This window comes from Providencia sp. 2.29 (assembly GCF_015832305.1).
Classification (GTDB): domain Bacteria; phylum Pseudomonadota; class Gammaproteobacteria; order Enterobacterales; family Enterobacteriaceae; genus Providencia; species Providencia stuartii.
The window spans coordinates 2,684,013-2,703,142 of record NZ_CP065420.1 but is presented as its reverse complement, the minus strand read 5'-3'; the positions used below and the strand labels follow the sequence as shown (position 1 = coordinate 2,703,142).

The window sequence follows — 19,130 nt, the reverse complement described above, 5'->3', positions numbered from 1 at the left end:
TTTTTAAAAAATACATTTCGACTAAAAGATACGCCGTTTTAGCCCCATCGTGTCAATGACTTTGGCAGAAATTTCCTCTACTGAGTAATTGGTTGTATTGAGATAGTTGATCTTGTTTTGTCTAAATAGTGCCTCGACCTCAGCAATTTCAATGCGGCATTGACGTAATGATGCATAGCGGCTGTTTTCACGTCGCTCTTCACGAATAGCGGCTAGTCTTTCCGGGCTTATCGTCAAACCAAATAATTTATGCGTATAAGGGCGTAGTGCAGCGGGTAACTGCAAGTTATCCATATCGTCTGCCGTAAATGGATAGTTAGCGGCTTGAATACCAAATTGCATGGCTAAATAGAGGCTGGTAGGGGTTTTACCACAACGGGAGACGCCTAACAAAATCACTTGTGCTTGGTCTAGGTTGCGCAAGGAAATACCGTCATCATGGGCTAATGTGTATTCGATAGCAGCAATGCGAGCATCATATTGATTGATATTCTGTAGCGATAAGCCATGGGTACGGTTGAGTTTAGGCTCAGGCTCTAACCCCACTTCTTGCTGAATAGGGGCAACCAAGGTTTGCACAATATCCTGACAAAAACCGGCGCTGTCGGTAATAATTTTTTTTACGGAGGGGGAAATGATGGAATAGAACACCAGTGGACGGTTTTGAGTCTCTTGATAAATCGTATCAATTTTCTGTTTTATTTCCTGCGCACGTGCTTCTGTGGTGACAAAAGGTAGCGTATAGGAATTGAAAACTAAGGGAAATTGCGACAAAACAGCATGTCCTAGCGTTTCTGCGGTTATTGCGGTTCCATCTGAAATAAAAAAAACAGTTCGTTCTGTGAGGTTTGTTTTATGATTAGTTGCGGTTATTTCGCTCATATATAGTGTCTTTTGTTGTATTTTTCGTTGGTTTTAGAGAGATATTATATTTGATTAAAGTTTAAAAAATAGTTTATAGGGGAAAGTATAGCCAATATTTGAACAATTTTTAGAACAAAAATTTTTTCTTGCTAGTTGGAACGATTCACCAGTCTATATTCAGATATTGTCTGTGCTAGTCTATTTCGTGAGGCGAATTATCGCCAATGAGATTTTTTACGATTTGTACCTTGTCACTAAATTGCTAGATAAAGATAAAGGATCGCTTTCAATGTCCACAAATGGCCTCACTCCGTGTAATGTACTTTGGTATAACCAATTAGGGATGAATGATGTTGACCGTGTTGGCGGCAAAAATGCCTCGCTCGGTGAAATGATTACCAACCTGTCCGATCTTGGTGTATCCGTACCTAACGGATTTGCGACAACCGCACAGGCGTTTAATGATTTTCTTGAGCAGAGCGGCGTGAATCAGCGCATTTATCAGCTGCTAGATGAAACGGATATTGATGATGTTAATCAACTCGCTGCGGCGGGGGAAAAGATCCGTCAATGGGTTATCGACACCCCTTTTACACCACAGTTAGAAAGTGATATTCGTGCGGCATACCAAACACTGTCTGAAGGTGAAAAAGATGCCTCGTTTGCTGTACGTTCATCTGCAACAGCAGAGGACATGCCTGATGCTTCATTCGCAGGGCAGCAAGAGACTTTCTTGAACGTTCAAGGCATCGATGCTGTATTGGTTGCTATTAAACACGTATTCGCTTCCTTATTTAATGACCGCGCGATTTCATATCGTGTCCACCAAGGCTATGACCACCGTGGAGTGGCACTCTCCGCGGGTGTTCAAAGAATGGTGCGCTCAGATTTAGCATCTTCTGGCGTGATGTTCACCATTGATACTGAATCAGGGTTCGACCAAGTCGTCTTCATCACCTCAGCTTATGGCTTAGGCGAGATGGTTGTGCAAGGGGCAGTAAACCCAGATGAGTTTTATGTGCATAAACCCACCTTGCTGAATAATCGTCCAGCTATTGTGCGTCGTACTCTTGGCTCGAAAAAATTACAAATGGTTTATGCGAACAGTCAAGAGCACGGTAAGCAAGTACAGATTGAAGATGTGCCAGAAGCACTACGCAATCGTTTCTCTTTGACTGATCACGAAGTTGAAGAGCTGGCGCGCCAAGCATTACAGATTGAAAAACATTATGGTCGCCCAATGGATATCGAATGGGCTAAAGATGGTCATAATGGGCGTCTGTACATTGTTCAGGCTCGCCCAGAAACCGTTCGCTCGAATCAACAAGTGATGGAACGTTACCAATTAAAACAACAAGGGAATGTGTTGGTTGAAGGGCGTGCTATCGGGCATCGTATCGGTTCAGGCCATGTTAAAGTGATCCATAACTTAAATGAAATGGATAGGATCCAAGCTGGCGACGTACTCGTTACTGATATGACAGACCCAGATTGGGAGCCTATCATGAAAAAAGCGGCTGCGATTGTGACCAATCGTGGCGGTCGTACCTGTCATGCGGCGATTATTGCCCGCGAATTGGGTATCCCCGCTGTGGTCGGTTGCGGTGATGCGACAGAGCGCCTGCTGGAAAATAGTCAGGTGACTGTTTCCTGTGCTGAAGGGGATACAGGGTTTGTCTATGAAGGTGAGCTAGGATTTGAAATTCATAGCTCCGCCGTTGACGAAATGCCAGCGCTTGATGTCAAGATCATGATGAACGTGGGTAACCCAGATCGTGCATTTGATTTTGCCTGTTTACCAAACGAAGGGGTTGGCTTAGCGAGGTTAGAATTCATTATTAACCGAATGATTGGTGTTCACCCAAGAGCTTTACTGGAGTTCGATTCACAAACTCCTGAGCTACAAAATGAAATTCGCACCATGATGGCAGGTTATGATGATCCCATTGAATTCTATGTTGGTAAGTTGACTGAAGGGATTTCGACGTTAGCGGCAGCATTCTGGCCAAAACGGGTTATCGTGCGTCTTTCTGACTTTAAATCTAATGAGTATGCCAACCTTGTCGGTGGGGATATTTATGAGCCGGAAGAAGAGAACCCAATGTTAGGTTTCCGTGGAGCAGGGCGCTATGTCTCAGATAGCTTCCGAGATTGTTTCGCTCTTGAGTGTGAAGCCGTTAAGCGGGTACGTAATGAGATGGGGCTAACAAACGTTGAAGTGATGATCCCATTTGTGCGGACTGTCGCTCAGGCGGAAGCCGTAGTGGCTGAATTAGCGAAGCATGACCTCAAACGTGGTGAAAACGGCTTGAAAGTCATTATGATGTGTGAAATCCCATCAAACGCATTACTGGCAGACCAATTCCTTGAACATTTTGATGGCTTCTCTATTGGCTCTAACGATATGACCCAATTGACCTTAGGTTTAGATAGGGATTCTGGAGTCGTTTCTGAGCTATTTGATGAACGCAATGATGCCGTAAAAGCCATGTTATCGATGGCGATTCAAGCGGCTAAACGTCAAAACAAATATGTCGGTATTTGTGGTCAAGGCCCATCGGATCATCAAGATTTTGCGCAATGGTTAGTTGAAGAGGGAATAGATAGTCTTTCTCTTAACCCAGATACCGTTGTACAAACTTGGTTAAAATTAGCTGATTCATAATGAATTAATCTATTATTTAAGACGAGAGTCTCAAGCCGACAATTATAATTGTCGGCTTTTTTTATAAATCAAATTGAATATACCGATTGTCAACTTCAATAGAAGCTATCAGTTATTAATTAATATCTAATATAAGTAAATTTAAATACTGGATGAGAATTAATAGGTGTTTACACGGATTAAGTAATATTAGAAAGTTAATAAACCGATCCATTAGTGTTAATCATTTTGAGTTAAATCAATAAGTGATGCTATATAAATAACTATATAAAGAATTATAAGGTGATATTACTTACTCAAAATGGGAGTAATAAAAGATGAAGTCATTGCCTTAGTTGCAGGCCAGCCGGCGAGGCCTAGGATGATGAATAAAATTCATGTTGGGAAAAAAATAAAAAAAAAGCCTATCATGGGCTGACAGGCAAAGACTACACACAGCAATTCTATTGGGATAATCACGCATTAAATTAAATAAGCATGATATTGAGATTCGTATTAATCAAAACGTAATTCGATGTGAAGATAATAAATTAATTAAAAATTATAATCACTAAGAACACTCTTAATATATTTATTAGTCGCTGTATCATAAAGAGAATTCGTTTCAACGAAAAAGATAATATCACAAATGAGCTTGAATACTAACATTAGTCTGTTAAATATTGTTTCTAAATATTAATGAACATAATCGATAATCCAACAGTATGCTTAATAGAGAGCATACTGTTGGTTAGTTTAAAGTAAATTTATTTTTTACTCATAAACTCTTCTTCGAGAAACTTTTCTGTTTCTTCAAGGTTTTCATTTGGTATGGCGACCTCATTCATCCAGGCTTTTAATAGACTGTATGACACCGCAAGTACGACCGGACCTATAAACAAACCAATCATACCAAAGGAGAGGATACCACCGATAACCCCAACAAGTATGAGCACCATCGGCAAGTCAGCCCCCATTTTGATCAGCCATGGACGTAAAACGCCATCCATAGTTGCGACAACAGCAGCCCAAACAGCGAGGATGATTGCCCATGTTGTATCCCCTGTCCAGAATAGCCAAATGACGGATGGTACCATAATCAGTAGCGGGCCAAGCTGAGCAACGCAGCAGATAAAGAGGAGAACGGTTAAGATAGCCGCATAGCTGATACCCGATAAAGCAAGCCCTACACCGCCAACAATAGCTTGAATAAGGGCGGTGACGACGACACCTAATGCAACGGCGCGGATTGACTGTGCGGCTAAGACTACCGCTGCATCGCCACGTATCCCTGCTAATCGAACGGCAAAATGGCGGATACCTAACATCACGGATTCGCCTTTGAGGTAGAGTAAACCGCTAAATAGCAACATTAAGGCGAGATGGAACATAAAACGGCCGGCATTGATGGCTTGTGCGAGGAACCAACCAGCAGCTTGTCCTAAATAGGGTTGGACTTTGGCTAACAGTGCATTACCGCCACTAGCAACCAAACTATGCCAAGCGTAATAAATTTTTTCACCAACGAAAGGGACGCTGTTAAGCCATTCTAGATCAGGCAAGCGCAAACTGTTAGGTGACTTAGCGAGTTCAATTAGCGGAGTGCTATTTTGAATAATACTGCCAATAAGAATACCCAGCGGTATAACGAATAGTAAAAGTATTAAGGAGACCATGACTAAAGCCGCCAACCAACGCTTGTTCCACAACCTTGCTTCAATGCGTAGGAGTAGTGGCCATGTTGCTATCACCATCATACCAGCCCATACAAAACCAAGAATAAACGGGTTCAGTACCCAAAAACAGGCCGCTATCATTAAAATGATAAATGCGAAGCCAAAAATAAGTTTGGGTAAGTCGAGACGTTTTTGCGATTTTTCCATTAATGCCTAATCCTTAACAAATAAAAACACTGCAAGTGAGCCATTTTTTCAGGTGAAAATAACGTAATTTCTTTTTCACGATCAAAAAAAACAATATTGTGATATGGTTCCATCACTGACAATGTCATCAGCGGTTGTACCTTCTTTAAGGAAAACGGGTTTTGCAGGGGGAAGCTCCGTAAACCAATCAGGCACTATTGTGCTACTTAAAATAAAGATAGTACATAACGAGTAATGCGAACACTAAACAACAAGAGTCATCGTTAATAATGATCCCGCGTATAACTGAAGCACCTCATTTAAGTAAACTAGTTATTGAATTTCTGCACCAACTACAGGCACATGGCTTTACAGGCGATAATGGCACTAGCTATGCGGAACGCTTATCAATGGCGACCGATAATAGCATTTATCAATTATTACCTCAGGCGGTGGTATTTCCTCGTTCGAGTGCGGATGTCCAAATTATAACCCGTGTTGCCGGGTTAGAAAAATTCAGAGAATTAACCTTCACCCCACGAGGTGGTGGCACAGGAACGAATGGTCAATCATTGACCGAAGGGATTGTGGTTGATATGTCACGTTATATGAACCGCATTCTAGAAATTAACCCTGAACAGGGCTGGGTTAAAGTAGAAGCGGGTGTGGTGAAAGATCAACTAAACCAATTTCTCAAACCCTATGGCTATTTTTTCTCACCTGAGTTGTCCACCAGTAACCGAGCCACATTAGGGGGGATGATCAATACCGATGCATCGGGGCAAGGCTCTTTGGTGTACGGTAAAACCTCAGATCACGTGCTGGGTGTTAAAGCGGTTTTGCTGGGAGGGGAATGCCTTGAAACACGCGCTATGCCTATCGCACTCGCCCAAACGATTGCGTCAGAGGATTCTGTCACAGGGCGTATCTACAAAACCGTACTTGAACGCTGTTTAGAGCAGCGCCCTTTGATTGAAGAAAAGTTTCCAAAATTGAACCGTTTTTTAACGGGCTATGATTTACGTCATGTGTTTAATGATGACCTTAGTGAATTCGACCTGACGCGTATTTTAACGGGGTCGGAAGGTTCACTGGCTTTTATTACCGAAGCCACGTTGGATATTACCCCTTTACCAAAAGTACGCCGTTTGGTGAACGTTAAATATGACTCTTTTGAATCTGCACTACGTAATGCGCCGTTTATGGTGCAGGCAAAAGCTCTGTCTGTCGAAACCGTCGATTCAAAAGTACTGAATTTAGCACGGGAAGATATCGTTTGGCATTCCGTGAAAGCATTAATCACCGATGTACCAAACAAAGAGATGCTGGGCCTTAATATTGTTGAATTTAGTGGGGATGATGAGGACGAAATCAATCACTTAACCACGAGCCTGTGCCAGCGTTTAGATGAGTTAATGGCCAATCACCAAGCGGGTGTGATTGGCTATCAAGTCTGTCATGATTTGGATGACATCAACCGTATTTACAATATGCGTAAAAAAGCGGTTGGTTTATTAGGAAATAGTAAAGGGGCTGCTAAACCGATCCCATTTGTTGAAGATACCTGCGTACCACCTGAACACCTAGCGGATTACATAGTAGAGTTTAGAGCACTGCTGGATAGCCACAATCTGAATTACGGGATGTTTGGGCATGTGGATGCGGGGGTTTTACACGTACGTCCTGCTTTAGATATGTGTGACCCGCAACAAGAAGTGTTGATGAAGCAAATTTCAGATGACATTGTCGCGCTGACTGCCAAATATGGCGGGTTATTATGGGGGGAGCACGGTAAAGGGTTCCGCGCTCAATATAGCCCGGCGTTTTTCGGTGAAGTGCTGTATAACGAGTTACGGAATATCAAAGCCGCTTTTGACCCAGATAACCGTCTGAATCCAGGTAAAATCTGTCCGCCAGCCGGTATTGATGCGCCAATGAAACAGGTGGATGCAGTTAAGCGAGGCACCTATGATCGCCAAATACCTGTACAGGTACGCCAAACGTTCCGTGGGGCGATGGAGTGTAACGGTAATGGGCTATGTTTTAACTTTGATGTGAAAAGCCCTATGTGTCCATCAATGAAAATAAGTGGACAGCGGATCCATTCGCCAAAAGGGCGTGCGACCCTCGTTCGTGAATGGTTACGGCTTCTTTCTAACCAAGGCGTCACGCCAGAAAGCTTAGAAAAAGGAATACAAGAAAACCGTCCATCACTACGCGGCTTGATTGAGAAAACACGCAATACATGGCAGGCGAAAAAAGGGGATTATGATTTTTCTCATGAAGTTAAAGCCGCGATGTCTGGGTGCTTAGCTTGTAAAGCTTGCTCAACACAATGCCCGATCAAAATCGATGTGCCTTCATTTAGAGCCAAATTTTTAGCGCTATATCACAGCCGATATTTAAGGCCTGTGCGGGATCATATTGTGGCGGGAGTGGAAAATAGCGCCCCCTTGATGTCGAAAGCGCCGGGTGTATTTAACTTTTTCTTACGTCAGCCATGGGTACAGAAATTAAGTGAGCAGACGATCGGAATGGTCGATCTCCCGCTGTTTTCTCAACCTACCTTAAAGCAAGAGCTATCAGGGCATGCGGCGATGACAGTGACGCTGGAGCAGTTAGAGTCGATGTCTCCTGCACAACGTGAAAACCATGTGTTGGTAGTACAGGACCCATTCACCAGTTATTACGATGCAAAAGTCGTGGCGGACTTTGTCAAATTAATCGAAAAATTGGGCTTTAAACCTGTTTTATTACCATTTTCACCGAATGGTAAGGCGCAACATGTCAAAGGGTTCCTTGCTCGCTTTGCCAAAACAGCGCAGAAAACCGCTGATTTTCTAAATCGGGTCGCCAAATTAGAGTTACCTATGGTTGGCGTCGATCCTGCATTAGTGTTGTGTTATCGCGATGAATACCGTGAGATTTTAGGGGCGCAGCAGTGCCGTTTTACCGTACAACTTGCTCATGAGTGGCTAGTGACATTGCCTGAGCCTACCGAGCATCGTCAGGTGTCGTCTGCCCCATGGTATTTCTTTGGTCATTGCACGGAAACAACCGCATTGCCAAATAGTGCGACTCAGTGGGCAAATTTGTTTAAACGTTATGGTCAAGAGCTTAAAAACATCAGTGTAGGGTGTTGTGGTATGGCTGGGACTTATGGTCATGAAGTGGCGAATATCAAAAACTCGAAAGGTATCTATAATTTATCGTGGAAACCCGCGATAGAGAAATTACCCAAAGAGCGTTGTTTAAGCACAGGGTATTCATGTCGCAGCCAAGTAAAACGTATGGAAAATACACAAATAAAACACCCTATACAGGCGTTATTGGAGATAGTTGAATGATTTGGAGACGTAAATTTACGCTTGACCACATGGCAGAAATGGCCAAAGGCTGTATGTTAGGCCATCTAGGTATTGAGATCACGGGGTATGGTGATGATTACCTTGAAGGCACTATGCCAGTCGACCAACGAACAAAACAGCCATTTGGTTTATTACATGGGGGCGCTTCTGTTGTGCTGGCGGAATCATTAGGCTCAATAGCAGGTTACCTATGCAGTGAAGGGGAACAACGTGTTGTTGGCCTTGAAATTAATGCTAATCACATTCGTTCGGCAACCCAAGGTGTAGTGAAAGGCGTTTGTAAGCCTGTTCACCTAGGGCGCCGCCAGCAGGTATGGAATATTGATATTTTCAATGAGAAAGGGCAACTGTGTTGTACTTCTCGTTTAACGACCGCGGTACTCTCCGATTGATACCCATTAACCTCAACTCGAATAGGGTTGAGGTTCCTTCAACAATTTCATCAGAATTTCAATTTTTGTCTTGCCGATTAAGTTGTATAATAAATGTATCTTTATTAATTTGTGCCATTTAAGTGTATTGATGAGTACATAATATTAAAAAAAATGTAACTTTTTTTAATCGTTATATTTTAATGAGTTAGTGTACATTTTTACACACGATGGCGTATAAATAAGCGCAAAATGCGTAAAAAATGAGCTAGAATAGGTATAACCTTTCAAAACAAATGGTTGAAGTGACAAAGGTTATCGTTACCATAGGATAAACGGAGTTAATCTCCTGATAACTGGCTGAAAAGCCATGAGAATTGTGGGGTCAATATGACTGCAAATGTGAATGACAGCGTAGAAACTTTTTCTATAGACGAAACGAATTGGCAAGGTGTCAGCCTAACTGATAGCGCGGCGAAACAAATCAAAAAATTGATGGAGCAAAATCCTGAAACTAAAGGGCTTTCGCTGGGTGTTAAACAGTCTGGATGCGCTGGCTTTGGCTATGTTTTCGAGATGATCGAGAACCCAACAGAGGATCATTTACTCTTTGAACATGATGGTGCACGTCTGTATGTACCTAAAGAAGCCATGCCATTTATCGATGGTACAGTTGTCGATTATGTCCAAGAAGGGCTTAATCGGATATTTAAATTCAATAATCCGAAAGCGCAACATGCCTGTGGGTGTGGTGAAAGCTTCGGTGTTTAATATGTGAAGTCAGATTATGTCTCAGAGCAATGTAGAAATTGGCGATGAAGTTCAAAGCTGGCTAAATGACCAGCGTTATAAAGAAGGCTTTTTTACGAATGTCGCCACAGATGAAATGGCTAAAGGGATCAACGAAGATGTTGTCCGAGCGATTTCTGCAAAACGTAATGAGCCAGAGTGGATGCTAAAATTCCGCCTTGATGCCTATCATCACTGGAAAGGAATGGAAGAGCCACACTGGTTAAAAGCCCATTATCCAAATTTAGATTATCAAGACTACAGCTATTACTCAGCGCCATCTTGTGGTTCTTGTGATGACAGTTGCGGGTCACAATCCGGTGCGAAGCAAGGAACTGGTGTTACAGAAACCAATAATTATCTAACGGCTGAAGTTGAAGAGGCCTTCAACCAACTCGGTGTTCCTGTTCGTGAAGGGAAGGCCGTGGCGGTCGATGCTATTTTTGACTCAGTATCTGTTTCTACAACATATCGTGATGATCTTGCTAAACACGGCATTATTTTCTGTTCATTCAGTGAAGCTATCCAAGAGTACCCTGAGTTGGTGCAAAAATACCTTGGTACTGTCGTTTCTAGTCACGATAACTTCTTTGCTGCGCTCAATGCGGCGGTGGCATCGGATGGCACTTTTGTGTATATCCCGAAAGGGGTACGTTGTCCGATGGAGCTTTCCACTTACTTCCGTATTAATGCTGCAAAAACAGGGCAATTTGAACGGACGATTTTGATCGCCGACGAAGGAAGCTATGTCAGCTACATTGAGGGCTGTTCAGCACCTGTCCGTGATAGCTATCAGTTACACGCTGCGGTCGTCGAAGTCATCATCCATAAAGATGCAGAAGTGAAATACTCAACGGTTCAAAACTGGTTCTCCGGTGGCGACAGTGAAGCAGGTGGTATTCTTAACTTTGTGACTAAGCGTGCGCTGTGCGAAGGTGAGAATTCGAAAATGTCATGGACTCAATCTGAAACGGGTTCTGCGATCACCTGGAAATATCCAAGTGTTATCTTAAAAGGGGATAACTCGGTTGGTGAGTTTTTCTCTGTGGCACTGACAAACGGTAACCAGCAAGCCGATACCGGCACTAAAATGATCCATATTGGTAAAAATACGCGTTCGACGATCATCTCTAAAGGTATCTCAGCGGGTAAAAGCCAAAATAGCTATCGCGGCTTAGTGAAAATCTTACCAAGTGCACATAATGCACGCAATTTCACTCAATGTGACTCGATGCTTATTGGTACTCAGTGTGGAGCACACACATTCCCTTACGTTGAAGTCAAAAATAACACCGCTCAGCTAGAACATGAGGCGACCACTTCTCGCATTGGCGAAGATCAGCTTTTTTACTGCTTACAGCGTGGAATTAGTGAAGATGATGCGATTTCAATGATCGTAAATGGTTTCTGTAAAGACGTTTTCTCGGAACTTCCGTTAGAGTTTGCGGTAGAAGCACAGAAATTGCTGGCAATCAGCCTAGAGCACAGTGTGGGCTGATCACAATCAGGTTTATATGCGCAAAAGCGCTAAAGGCATGTTGATATGTTAAGTGTTAAAAATTTACATGTAAGTGTAGAAGGCAATGAAATATTAAAGGGCTTATCATTGGAAGTGAAACCGGGTGAGGTTCACGCCATTATGGGTCCGAATGGTTCAGGTAAAAGTACGTTATCTGCAACACTCGCTGGTCGTGAAGAGTATGACATCGACAGTGGCGAAGTCATTTTCAAAGGTAAAGATTTGCTAGAGTTGGACCCAGAAGAGCGAGCTGGTGAGGGTATCTTCTTAGCCTTCCAATACCCAGTAGAAATTCCAGGGGTGAGTAACCAATTCTTCCTCCAAACGGCCGTCAATGCGGTTCGTGAATATCGTCAGCAAGAACCTTTAGATCGTTTTGATTTCCAAGATTTTATTGAAGATAAAATTAACTTACTGGAGATGCCTCAAGATTTATTGACACGCTCTGTTAACGTGGGCTTCTCCGGCGGTGAAAAAAAACGTAATGATATTCTGCAAATGGCTGCTCTTGAGCCAGAACTCTGCATCTTAGATGAAACTGACTCAGGGTTAGATATTGATGCATTGAAAACCGTTGCCAATGGTGTCAATTCACTGCGCTCTCCAGACCGTTCATTTATCATTGTGACGCATTACCAGCGCATTCTGGATTACGTCAAACCTGATTTTGTGCATGTGCTGTATCAGGGGAAAATCATCAAATCAGGTGATTTCAGCTTGGCGAAAAAACTGGAGGAGCAAGGTTATGGCTGGCTTATTGACCAACAGTGAAAGAGCAGGAAAACGTGCTCAGGTAGCTGCATTAAATGAGCAAGCGATGGCGCGTTTTGCAACACTTTTTGAGCAACGCTCTGGGGCGAAATCGCATCATGCGGCGGCACATTGGGAAAAAGCTAAACAAGTCGGTTTACCGGTTTTTCGTCATGAAGATTGGCACTATACGCCGTTGCATTCGGTATTGAATACACATTATCGTTTTGCAGAACAAGATCTTGACGAAAAAGCGTGTGAAGCTTTAGCGCTTCCGATTGATGCCTATCGAATCGTACTTGTTGATGGCCGCTATAGCTCAACACTTAGCTCTATCGATATGGGGCCATTTCAAGTTGCGCTATTAGATAGCCAAGATATGCTGCCCGATGCGGTTAATAGTGAGATCTTTTTGCATTTAACGGAAAGTCTTGCTCAACAGCCAATTGTTATTCACCTAGGTGCAAATCAAATTGCACAAAAGCCCCTTTATCTACTGAATATATCCAGCGGTAGTGATGGCGATACGGTGAATACTAGCCAATATCGCTATCACATCACGTTAGATGCAAACAGCAAAGCGCAAGTGATCGAGCATTTTGTCAGTTTTAACGATAAAGCCCATTTTACTGGGGGCCGTTTAACAGTTGAAGTGGGGGATAATGCGCAATATCAGCACTTCAAACTGAATAACGAAAACAATGTGGCTCAGCATTTTGCTCATAATGACATCGTGGTTGGTCGCGATAGCCAAGTATTAAGCAGCAGCTTTTTGCTGGGTGGAGCACTAACGCGCCATCATACGAGCGCACAACTGATGGGTGAAAATGGGCATTTTTCACTCAATAGCTTGTTATTGCCAAAAGACAGTGAAATTGTCGATACTCGGACTTACCTTGAACACAATGTAGGTCAGTGTGAAAGCCGACAATTACATAAAGTCATTGCCATGGACGGAAGTAAAGCCGTGTTCAATGGCATGATCAAAGTGGCGCCAAATGCCTTAAAAACAGACGGTCAAATGAGCAATCACACGTTATTATTGGGTGATAAAGCAGAAGTTGACACTAAGCCTCAGCTAGAAATTTATGCTGACGATGTGAAGTGTGGGCATGGTGCAACGGTAGGCCGTATTGATGATGAGCAGTTATTTTACCTGCGCTCCAGAGGGATTGACGGTAAAGCCGCAAAACATATGATTATCATTGCTTTTGCAGCGGAGTTGACTGAGTCGATTGAAAATGAAGAACTCAAACAAGCCGTCATGGCGAATATTCGCCAACGCTTAGCAGAGGTCTAATACGCGTATGACATACAACGTAACAGCAGTTAGGCAGGATTTTCCTGCCTTATCCCAAAGTGTGAATAATCATCCTTTGGTCTATCTTGATAGTGCAGCAAGTGCACAGAAGCCTCTGCAAGTGATTGAAAAAGAGAGCGAGTTTACGTTGCATCAATATGCTGCGGTACATCGTGGGATACATACCCTCAGCGCGCAAGCGACAAGCATGATGGAAGAGGTACGCCAAAAAGCGGCTGATTTTATTCATGCCTCTTCAGCAGAAGAAATGGTTTTTGTTAAAGGCACAACCGAAGCAATCAACCTTGTTGCCAATACCTTCGGGCGAACATTTATCGGTAAAGGCGATAATATTGTCATTACTGAGATGGAACACCACGCCAACATCGTACCTTGGTACATATTAGCCGAATCTATAGGCTTTGAAATTCGGGTCATTCCTGTTAGTGATGATGGGCGGTTACTGTTAACGCAACTTGGTGAACTCATTGATGCCAAAACACGGTTATTGAGCTTTACTCACATCTCTAATGTGCTAGGCACCGTTAACCCCGTTAAAGAGATTATTCAGCAAGCGAGGGCTTTAGCGGCTAATTGTGGGGCTGAGTTGTATGTGCTAGTCGATGGCGCTCAAGGTGCGATGCACAGTGTTGTTGATGTGCAAGAGTTAGACTGTGATTTTTATACTTTCTCAGGGCATAAACTGTATGGGCCGACAGGGATTGGCATTCTGTATGGCAAAAAATCACTTTTAGATAAGATGCCTCCGTGGGAAGGGGGCGGAGCAATGATCCGCCATGTCAGTCTTAAAAACGGGATCACTTATGCGGATGCGCCATGGCGTTTTGAAGCAGGAACCCCCAATGTTAGCGCCATTATTGGCTTAGGGGCGGCCTTTGATTATCTCAATGCGTTAGGGAGAGCAGAAGCCTTTGCTTATGAAAAGGAAGTGATGTCCTATGCTTCTAAAAAATTAAAAGAAATTCCCTCATTAACCCTATACGGTAACGATCAACGTGAAGGGGTGATTGCATTTAACCTCGGCACACATCATGCTTACGATGTTGGCTCTTTTTTAGATCAATATGGTATTGCTATCCGTACTGGGCACCATTGTGCATTACCATTGATGGACCGCTATAATGTTCCTGCAATGTGTCGCGCTTCGGTAGGTATCTATACGACCAAAGAAGAGATAGATTCCTTATTCAATGCATTACAGCGCATTAAAAAATTGTTAGGCTAGGCGTTAAAGCCTGATTGTTTTTGTTATCATTGACTGAAAAAGCCAATATGTTATTGGCTTTTTCATTTATTAACCCTGCTCCTATTAACTGAACGATTTGCTAATCAGCAGAGAAAACGAATCAGGTTGACTAACCTTAGAGACATTTGTGATTAATTAAGGAAAGAAGTATGCCAGCTTTACCCGATGAACATAAATTGCTACGGAATTTTGCACGTTGCCAAGACTGGGAAGAGCGTTATCTATACATGATAGAGCTTGGTGGGCGCTTAACGCCATTAACAGAGCAACAACGTAGCGATAGTAACTTGATTGCAGGTTGTCAAAGCCAAGTCTGGATAGATATGCAAAAACAGCCAGATGGTAGCATTTGTTTTGCTGGTGATAGTGACGCGGCGATCGTGAAAGGGTTAGTTGCAATAGTCATTATTCTTTTTCAGGGGAAAACGGCTGAGCAGATCTTGTCAGTAGATGTCAAATCATTTTTCGCTCAACTTGCTTTGGAGCAGCATTTGACGCCGTCGCGTACTCAGGGCCTTAATGCGATGATCCGGACAATCCTTTCCCGAGCAACACAGCTACAATAATTATCTCGCGGGGAATACTATTTCCCTGCTTGTTTTTTTGAACTGTTCTGAGCAGCCATCCCTTGTATTCATGATTAACTCTTCGATTTAGCTTAACTCATTGTTTCATCAATGATATAACGATTACTACTTACAAAATATTCAACGGGTATTAAAGATGAGCAATATAGTTGCTATTATGTACATCTTGAATGAGAAGCGATGTCTATCCGCTTCGAATCGTCGAGTTGTGGCTAAGCTCCATTTGAATTTCTCGTGGCTGCTTTTTTGCTGCCTAGCTACCCCTCAAGTTATTAGAGCATAGTTTGGTATTCCCTGGAGTCGGTATGAAGAAAGCGTTAACTGTGGCAAGTTTGTTTGTGGCAAGTGTATTGCTATCGCCAGTACAAGCGAAGGATTATCCATTACCAGATAGCAATACGCGCCTTATCGGGGAAAATACACACTATGTTGTTCCCAATGATGGTCGTTCATTAGAAATGATTGCCAGCGAATATCAAATTGGTTTACTGGCGATGCTAGAAGCGAACCCCGGTACGGATCCTTATTTACCCGAAGCTGGCAAAGAGTTGATTATTCCGACGCAAATGTTATTGCCAGCAACACCTCGGACGGGGATTATTATTAACCTCGCCGAATTAAGACTGTATTACTATCCTGAAGGTAGTAAAGAAGTGGTGGTCTATCCTATCGGAATTGGTCAATTAGGGCGTGATACACCGGAAATGGTGACATCTGTGAGCCAATCCATTAAAGATCCCACATGGACGCCAACGGCGAATATTCGTAAAAATTATGCCAAAGAAGGGATCACTTTGCCTGCGGTGGTACCCGCAGGGCCAGACAACCCAATGGGGCTTTACGCGTTACGTTTAGCATATGGCAGAGGTGAATATTTAATTCACGGCACGAATGCTGATTTTGGTATTGGTATGCGTGTTAGCTCAGGCTGTATTCGTCTACGCCCAGATGATATTGAAGCTCTGTTTAAAACGGTTCCTAAAGGAACGCGAGTGCAAGTGATCAATCAACCGGTTAAATATTCAAAAGAAGCCGATGGTAGCTATTACATCGAAGTACACCAACCTCTTTCCAAGAAAGCCTCAGATGATCCACAAACAATGCCGATACCGCTCTCTGATGATTTTAAACGTTTCCTTGAAAATGAAGAGATTGATAAAGCATTAGTGGAAAAAGAGCTGGCAAGGCGTTCAGGGTTGCCTGTGAGGGTTAACAAGGAGCAGGGGGTTGAAAGGCAATATGAACCGGAGTACAGCGTGAGTGGCAGTCAAACGGATGAAGTCATCAATGAACAGGGTAAATATCCAGCGTTGAATCCGATTGATGAATTTACTATTTCACAGCCTCAACCTGTCTATCAGGGATCTGAAAACGAATAACAGGTAAAAAATAAGGGCCTAATATCTAGGCCCTCTACATATAAGATTATGCGGTATAAAACAGTAGACTGTTATACCGTTGCTAATTCAAACTTACTTTTTGTAAGAACGAACTTGGTTATCAAGACGTTGGTTAGCACGAGCTGCTTCTTGTTGTGCAGCTTGAACTTCAGCGCGAATAGTCTGGACATCGTTGCTCAGTTGATCAACTTTACCATTCAGAGTTTGCACGTCTGAAGAGAGTTTTTGCACTTCAGTGCTGTTAGAACAACCCGCCAGTAATGCTGAAGCTAGAACGATAGAGCCCAGAACAATTTTAGTACGAATCATTATTTTACCCTCTAGATAGATTTATCTTGAAAATACCAAAGTAAGCGCCCAGTAAAATAGATATCAGATTGTTTCTACATCTACTTATTCCATATGAACAACGCAATGTGTTCAGGAATGGTACTTACTTTTTCTTATGCTAGTACTTAATTTCCAGTTTTGCTAGAAATACTTTTAGCCAGACAGTAGGAAAAATAAGAAAAAATGTATTCTCAACTCTCAAGGCTATTATTCAATCAAATCAAACTCTCTTTGAGATATTAGTCTAATATAGCAAATGAATAATAGATTGCAATAACGCCATAAATCAAAATATTCTCTACCGGAAGCATTTTATGTTAAAACAAAACATCCTACCTTATTCGACTAATAGTATAAGTGTTGGATGAGCGAAAATGGCAACCATTTATTGTGCTCAGGCAGAATGACAAACATTCATTTATTGAAACATGACTTAAAAAAACAAAAACGGGAAAAACAAAGTTCTCCCCGTTTTAATTACGCCCTAAACGATGTCTTAAGACGTTATGGATTTTAAGCTATTGCTAATTACAGCACGTGTACGGAAGATGTATTGGTTGTTCCGCTTGGAACTAATGCACCAGATACCATCACAATAGCATCACCTTCTTTCGCCAAGCCGCTATTTAAAGCTGCACGTTTACCTTCGCGGTAAAAATCATCTGTTGATGTGAAACCACCAACCCTCATTGGTACTACACCTTTTACCAATAACAACTGACGAGCGGTTTCTTCGTTAGTGGTTAGCGCTAAAATAGGCGCGGTAGGGAAGTATTTACGGACTGATTTGGCTGATTTACCGCCGAAAGTAGCAACGACAATCAGTGGAACGTCTAACTTCTCAGACATCTCAACGGCGCCACGGCAAACCGCTTCGGTGACACGTAGGCGTTGGCCTGGTTTTTGGTTATCAATACGGGTTGGCATGATGCGATCTGTGCGCTCACAAATCGTTGCCATGATAGTAACGGCTTCAACAGGGTATTTGCCTTTAGCACTTTCACCTGAAAGCATCACAGCATCCGTACCATCAAGGATGGCGTTTGCCACGTCGCCTGCTTCAGCGCGAGTAGGGCGTGGGTTTTTGATCATTGAATCTAACATTTGCGTTGCGGTGATCACGACTTTACGTGCAGCAACACATTTCTCAATCATCATTTTTTGGGCGAAAATAACTTCTTCTACAGGGATCTCAACACCCAAGTCACCACGGGCAACCATGATACCATCAGACGCTTCTAGGATATCATCAAAGTTATTCAAACCTTCTTGGTTTTCAATTTTGGAGATGATCTGAATATTTTCGCCACCGTGTTTTTTCAGGTGAGCACGGATTTCTTCCACATCAGAACGTTTACGGATAAACGACGCGGCGACAAAATCGACGCCTTGCTCACAACCAAAAATCAGGTCTTCTTTATCTTTTTCAGCGAGAGCAGGTAAACCAATAGAGACGCCGGGTAGGTTAACGCCTTTTTTCTCACCTAAATCACCATTATTCAAGACTTCACAGATCACTTCTGTCGCGGTGACATCTTTCACTTTCATGCCAATTAAACCGTCGTCGACTAAAACGGTATCACCCGCGTTAAGATCTGCGGTCAAACCGGCATAAGTTACAGCAACTCTGTCTTTATTACCGATAACTGAAGTATCTGTAGTGAATGTAAAAGTTTGACCAGCAACGAGAGAAACATCGTTACCGCCCTCAAGTTTCATAGTGCGGATTTCAGGCCCTTTAGTATCAAGCAGGATAGCGGCTTGTTTGCCAGTTCTCGCACAGACTGCACGTAGATTTTTGATACGTTGACCATGCTCTTCATAGTCGCCGTGAGAGAAGTTGAGACGCATGACATTCATGCCTGCATCAAGAAGTTGGTTCAATTTTTCTTCTGATTCGGTTTTTGGACCGATGGTACAAACAATTTTCGTTTTTTTCATGGCAGTCTATCTAAAGGTTATAAAGGAAATCGGTATTGTCGTCGATTCATGAATACGTTTTGTTGCGCAACGCATTGTATTAAGAATAGGCGACAGTCTGGTGTTCAATGCAATTATGTTGTGGATTAGATCACATTT

The 19,130-nt window shown here is 42.7% G+C and carries 14 protein-coding genes; 10 read left to right on the top strand and 4 right to left on the bottom strand.

Annotated elements, in window-relative coordinates; translation table 11 throughout:
- Window positions 1-21: 21 nt before the first annotated feature.
- Window positions 22-882, bottom strand: coding sequence for a posphoenolpyruvate synthetase regulatory kinase/phosphorylase PpsR (gene ppsR, locus I3B46_RS12445; RefSeq protein ID WP_004919142.1), 861 nt, complete (start codon window positions 880-882; stop codon window positions 22-24).
- A gap of 271 nt (window positions 883-1,153) precedes the next feature.
- On the opposite strand from ppsR, the gene ppsA reads away from it, so the two are divergent.
- Window positions 1,154-3,529, top strand: a complete 2,376-nt coding sequence (gene ppsA, locus I3B46_RS12440; protein ID WP_014658213.1) for a phosphoenolpyruvate synthase — start codon at window positions 1,154-1,156, stop codon at window positions 3,527-3,529.
- Between the two features lie 746 nt (window positions 3,530-4,275).
- Here ppsA and ydiK read toward each other — a convergent pair.
- Entirely contained in the window at window positions 4,276-5,391 is a 1,116-nt protein-coding gene (gene ydiK / locus I3B46_RS12435) for an AI-2E family transporter YdiK (protein WP_014658214.1), read from the bottom strand.
- A gap of 269 nt (window positions 5,392-5,660) precedes the next feature.
- Here ydiK and ydiJ point away from each other — a divergent pair, with 269 nt between their 5' ends.
- The 9 genes from ydiJ to I3B46_RS12390 all read left to right on the top strand — a co-directional run bounded on the left by ydiJ (window position 5,661) and on the right by I3B46_RS12390 (window position 16,700).
- Window positions 5,661-8,717 carry a D-2-hydroxyglutarate dehydrogenase YdiJ gene (gene ydiJ, locus I3B46_RS12430; protein WP_040133064.1) on the top strand — a complete coding sequence of 1,019 codons (3,057 nt, stop codon included), beginning with the start codon at window positions 5,661-5,663 and terminating at the stop codon, window positions 8,715-8,717.
- Window positions 8,714-9,130: a 1,4-dihydroxy-2-naphthoyl-CoA hydrolase gene (gene menI / locus I3B46_RS12425; protein ID WP_004919152.1), complete on the top strand. Its 417-nt coding sequence runs from the start codon at window positions 8,714-8,716 to the stop codon at window positions 9,128-9,130. The genes ydiJ and menI overlap by 4 nt, the downstream gene beginning before the upstream one ends.
- Before the next feature lie 369 nt (window positions 9,131-9,499).
- Window positions 9,500-9,880 carry a Fe-S cluster assembly scaffold SufA gene (sufA, locus tag I3B46_RS12420; protein WP_004919156.1) on the top strand — a complete coding sequence of 127 codons (381 nt, stop codon included), beginning with the start codon at window positions 9,500-9,502 and terminating at the stop codon, window positions 9,878-9,880.
- Window positions 9,881-9,896: 16 nt separating this feature from the next.
- The gene (sufB, locus tag I3B46_RS12415) at window positions 9,897-11,396 is read left to right on the top strand and encodes a Fe-S cluster assembly protein SufB (protein WP_004919158.1); all 1,500 of its coding nucleotides are present in this window, start codon (window positions 9,897-9,899) and stop codon (window positions 11,394-11,396) included.
- A 45-nt stretch (window positions 11,397-11,441) separates the two neighbouring features.
- Window positions 11,442-12,188 (top strand): Fe-S cluster assembly ATPase SufC, encoded by a 747-nt coding sequence (sufC, locus tag I3B46_RS12410; protein ID WP_004919160.1) that lies wholly within the window; start codon window positions 11,442-11,444, stop codon window positions 12,186-12,188.
- Window positions 12,163-13,467, top strand: a complete 1,305-nt coding sequence (gene sufD / locus I3B46_RS12405) for a Fe-S cluster assembly protein SufD (protein ID WP_004919163.1) — start codon at window positions 12,163-12,165, stop codon at window positions 13,465-13,467. Before sufC ends, sufD begins: the two co-directional genes overlap by 26 nt.
- Window positions 13,468-13,474: 7 nt before the next feature.
- Window positions 13,475-14,713, top strand: a complete 1,239-nt coding sequence (gene sufS / locus I3B46_RS12400; RefSeq protein ID WP_004919165.1) for a cysteine desulfurase SufS — start codon at window positions 13,475-13,477, stop codon at window positions 14,711-14,713.
- 170 nt (window positions 14,714-14,883) lie between these two features.
- A complete protein-coding gene (sufE, locus tag I3B46_RS12395) occupies window positions 14,884-15,300 on the top strand; it encodes a cysteine desulfuration protein SufE (protein ID WP_004919167.1) in 417 nt (138 codons plus the stop codon).
- 326 nt (window positions 15,301-15,626) lie between these two features.
- A complete protein-coding gene (locus I3B46_RS12390; RefSeq protein WP_014658217.1) occupies window positions 15,627-16,700 on the top strand; it encodes a L,D-transpeptidase family protein in 1,074 nt (357 codons plus the stop codon).
- 93 nt (window positions 16,701-16,793) lie between these two features.
- Here I3B46_RS12390 and I3B46_RS12385 read toward each other — a convergent pair whose 3' ends face one another.
- Entirely contained in the window at window positions 16,794-17,030 is a 237-nt protein-coding gene (locus I3B46_RS12385) for a major outer membrane lipoprotein (protein ID WP_004919171.1), read from the bottom strand.
- 549 nt (window positions 17,031-17,579) lie between these two features.
- Window positions 17,580-18,992 (bottom strand): pyruvate kinase PykF, encoded by a 1,413-nt coding sequence (gene pykF, locus I3B46_RS12380; RefSeq protein WP_104873422.1) that lies wholly within the window; start codon window positions 18,990-18,992, stop codon window positions 17,580-17,582.
- Between the last annotated feature and the right edge of the window lie 138 nt (window positions 18,993-19,130).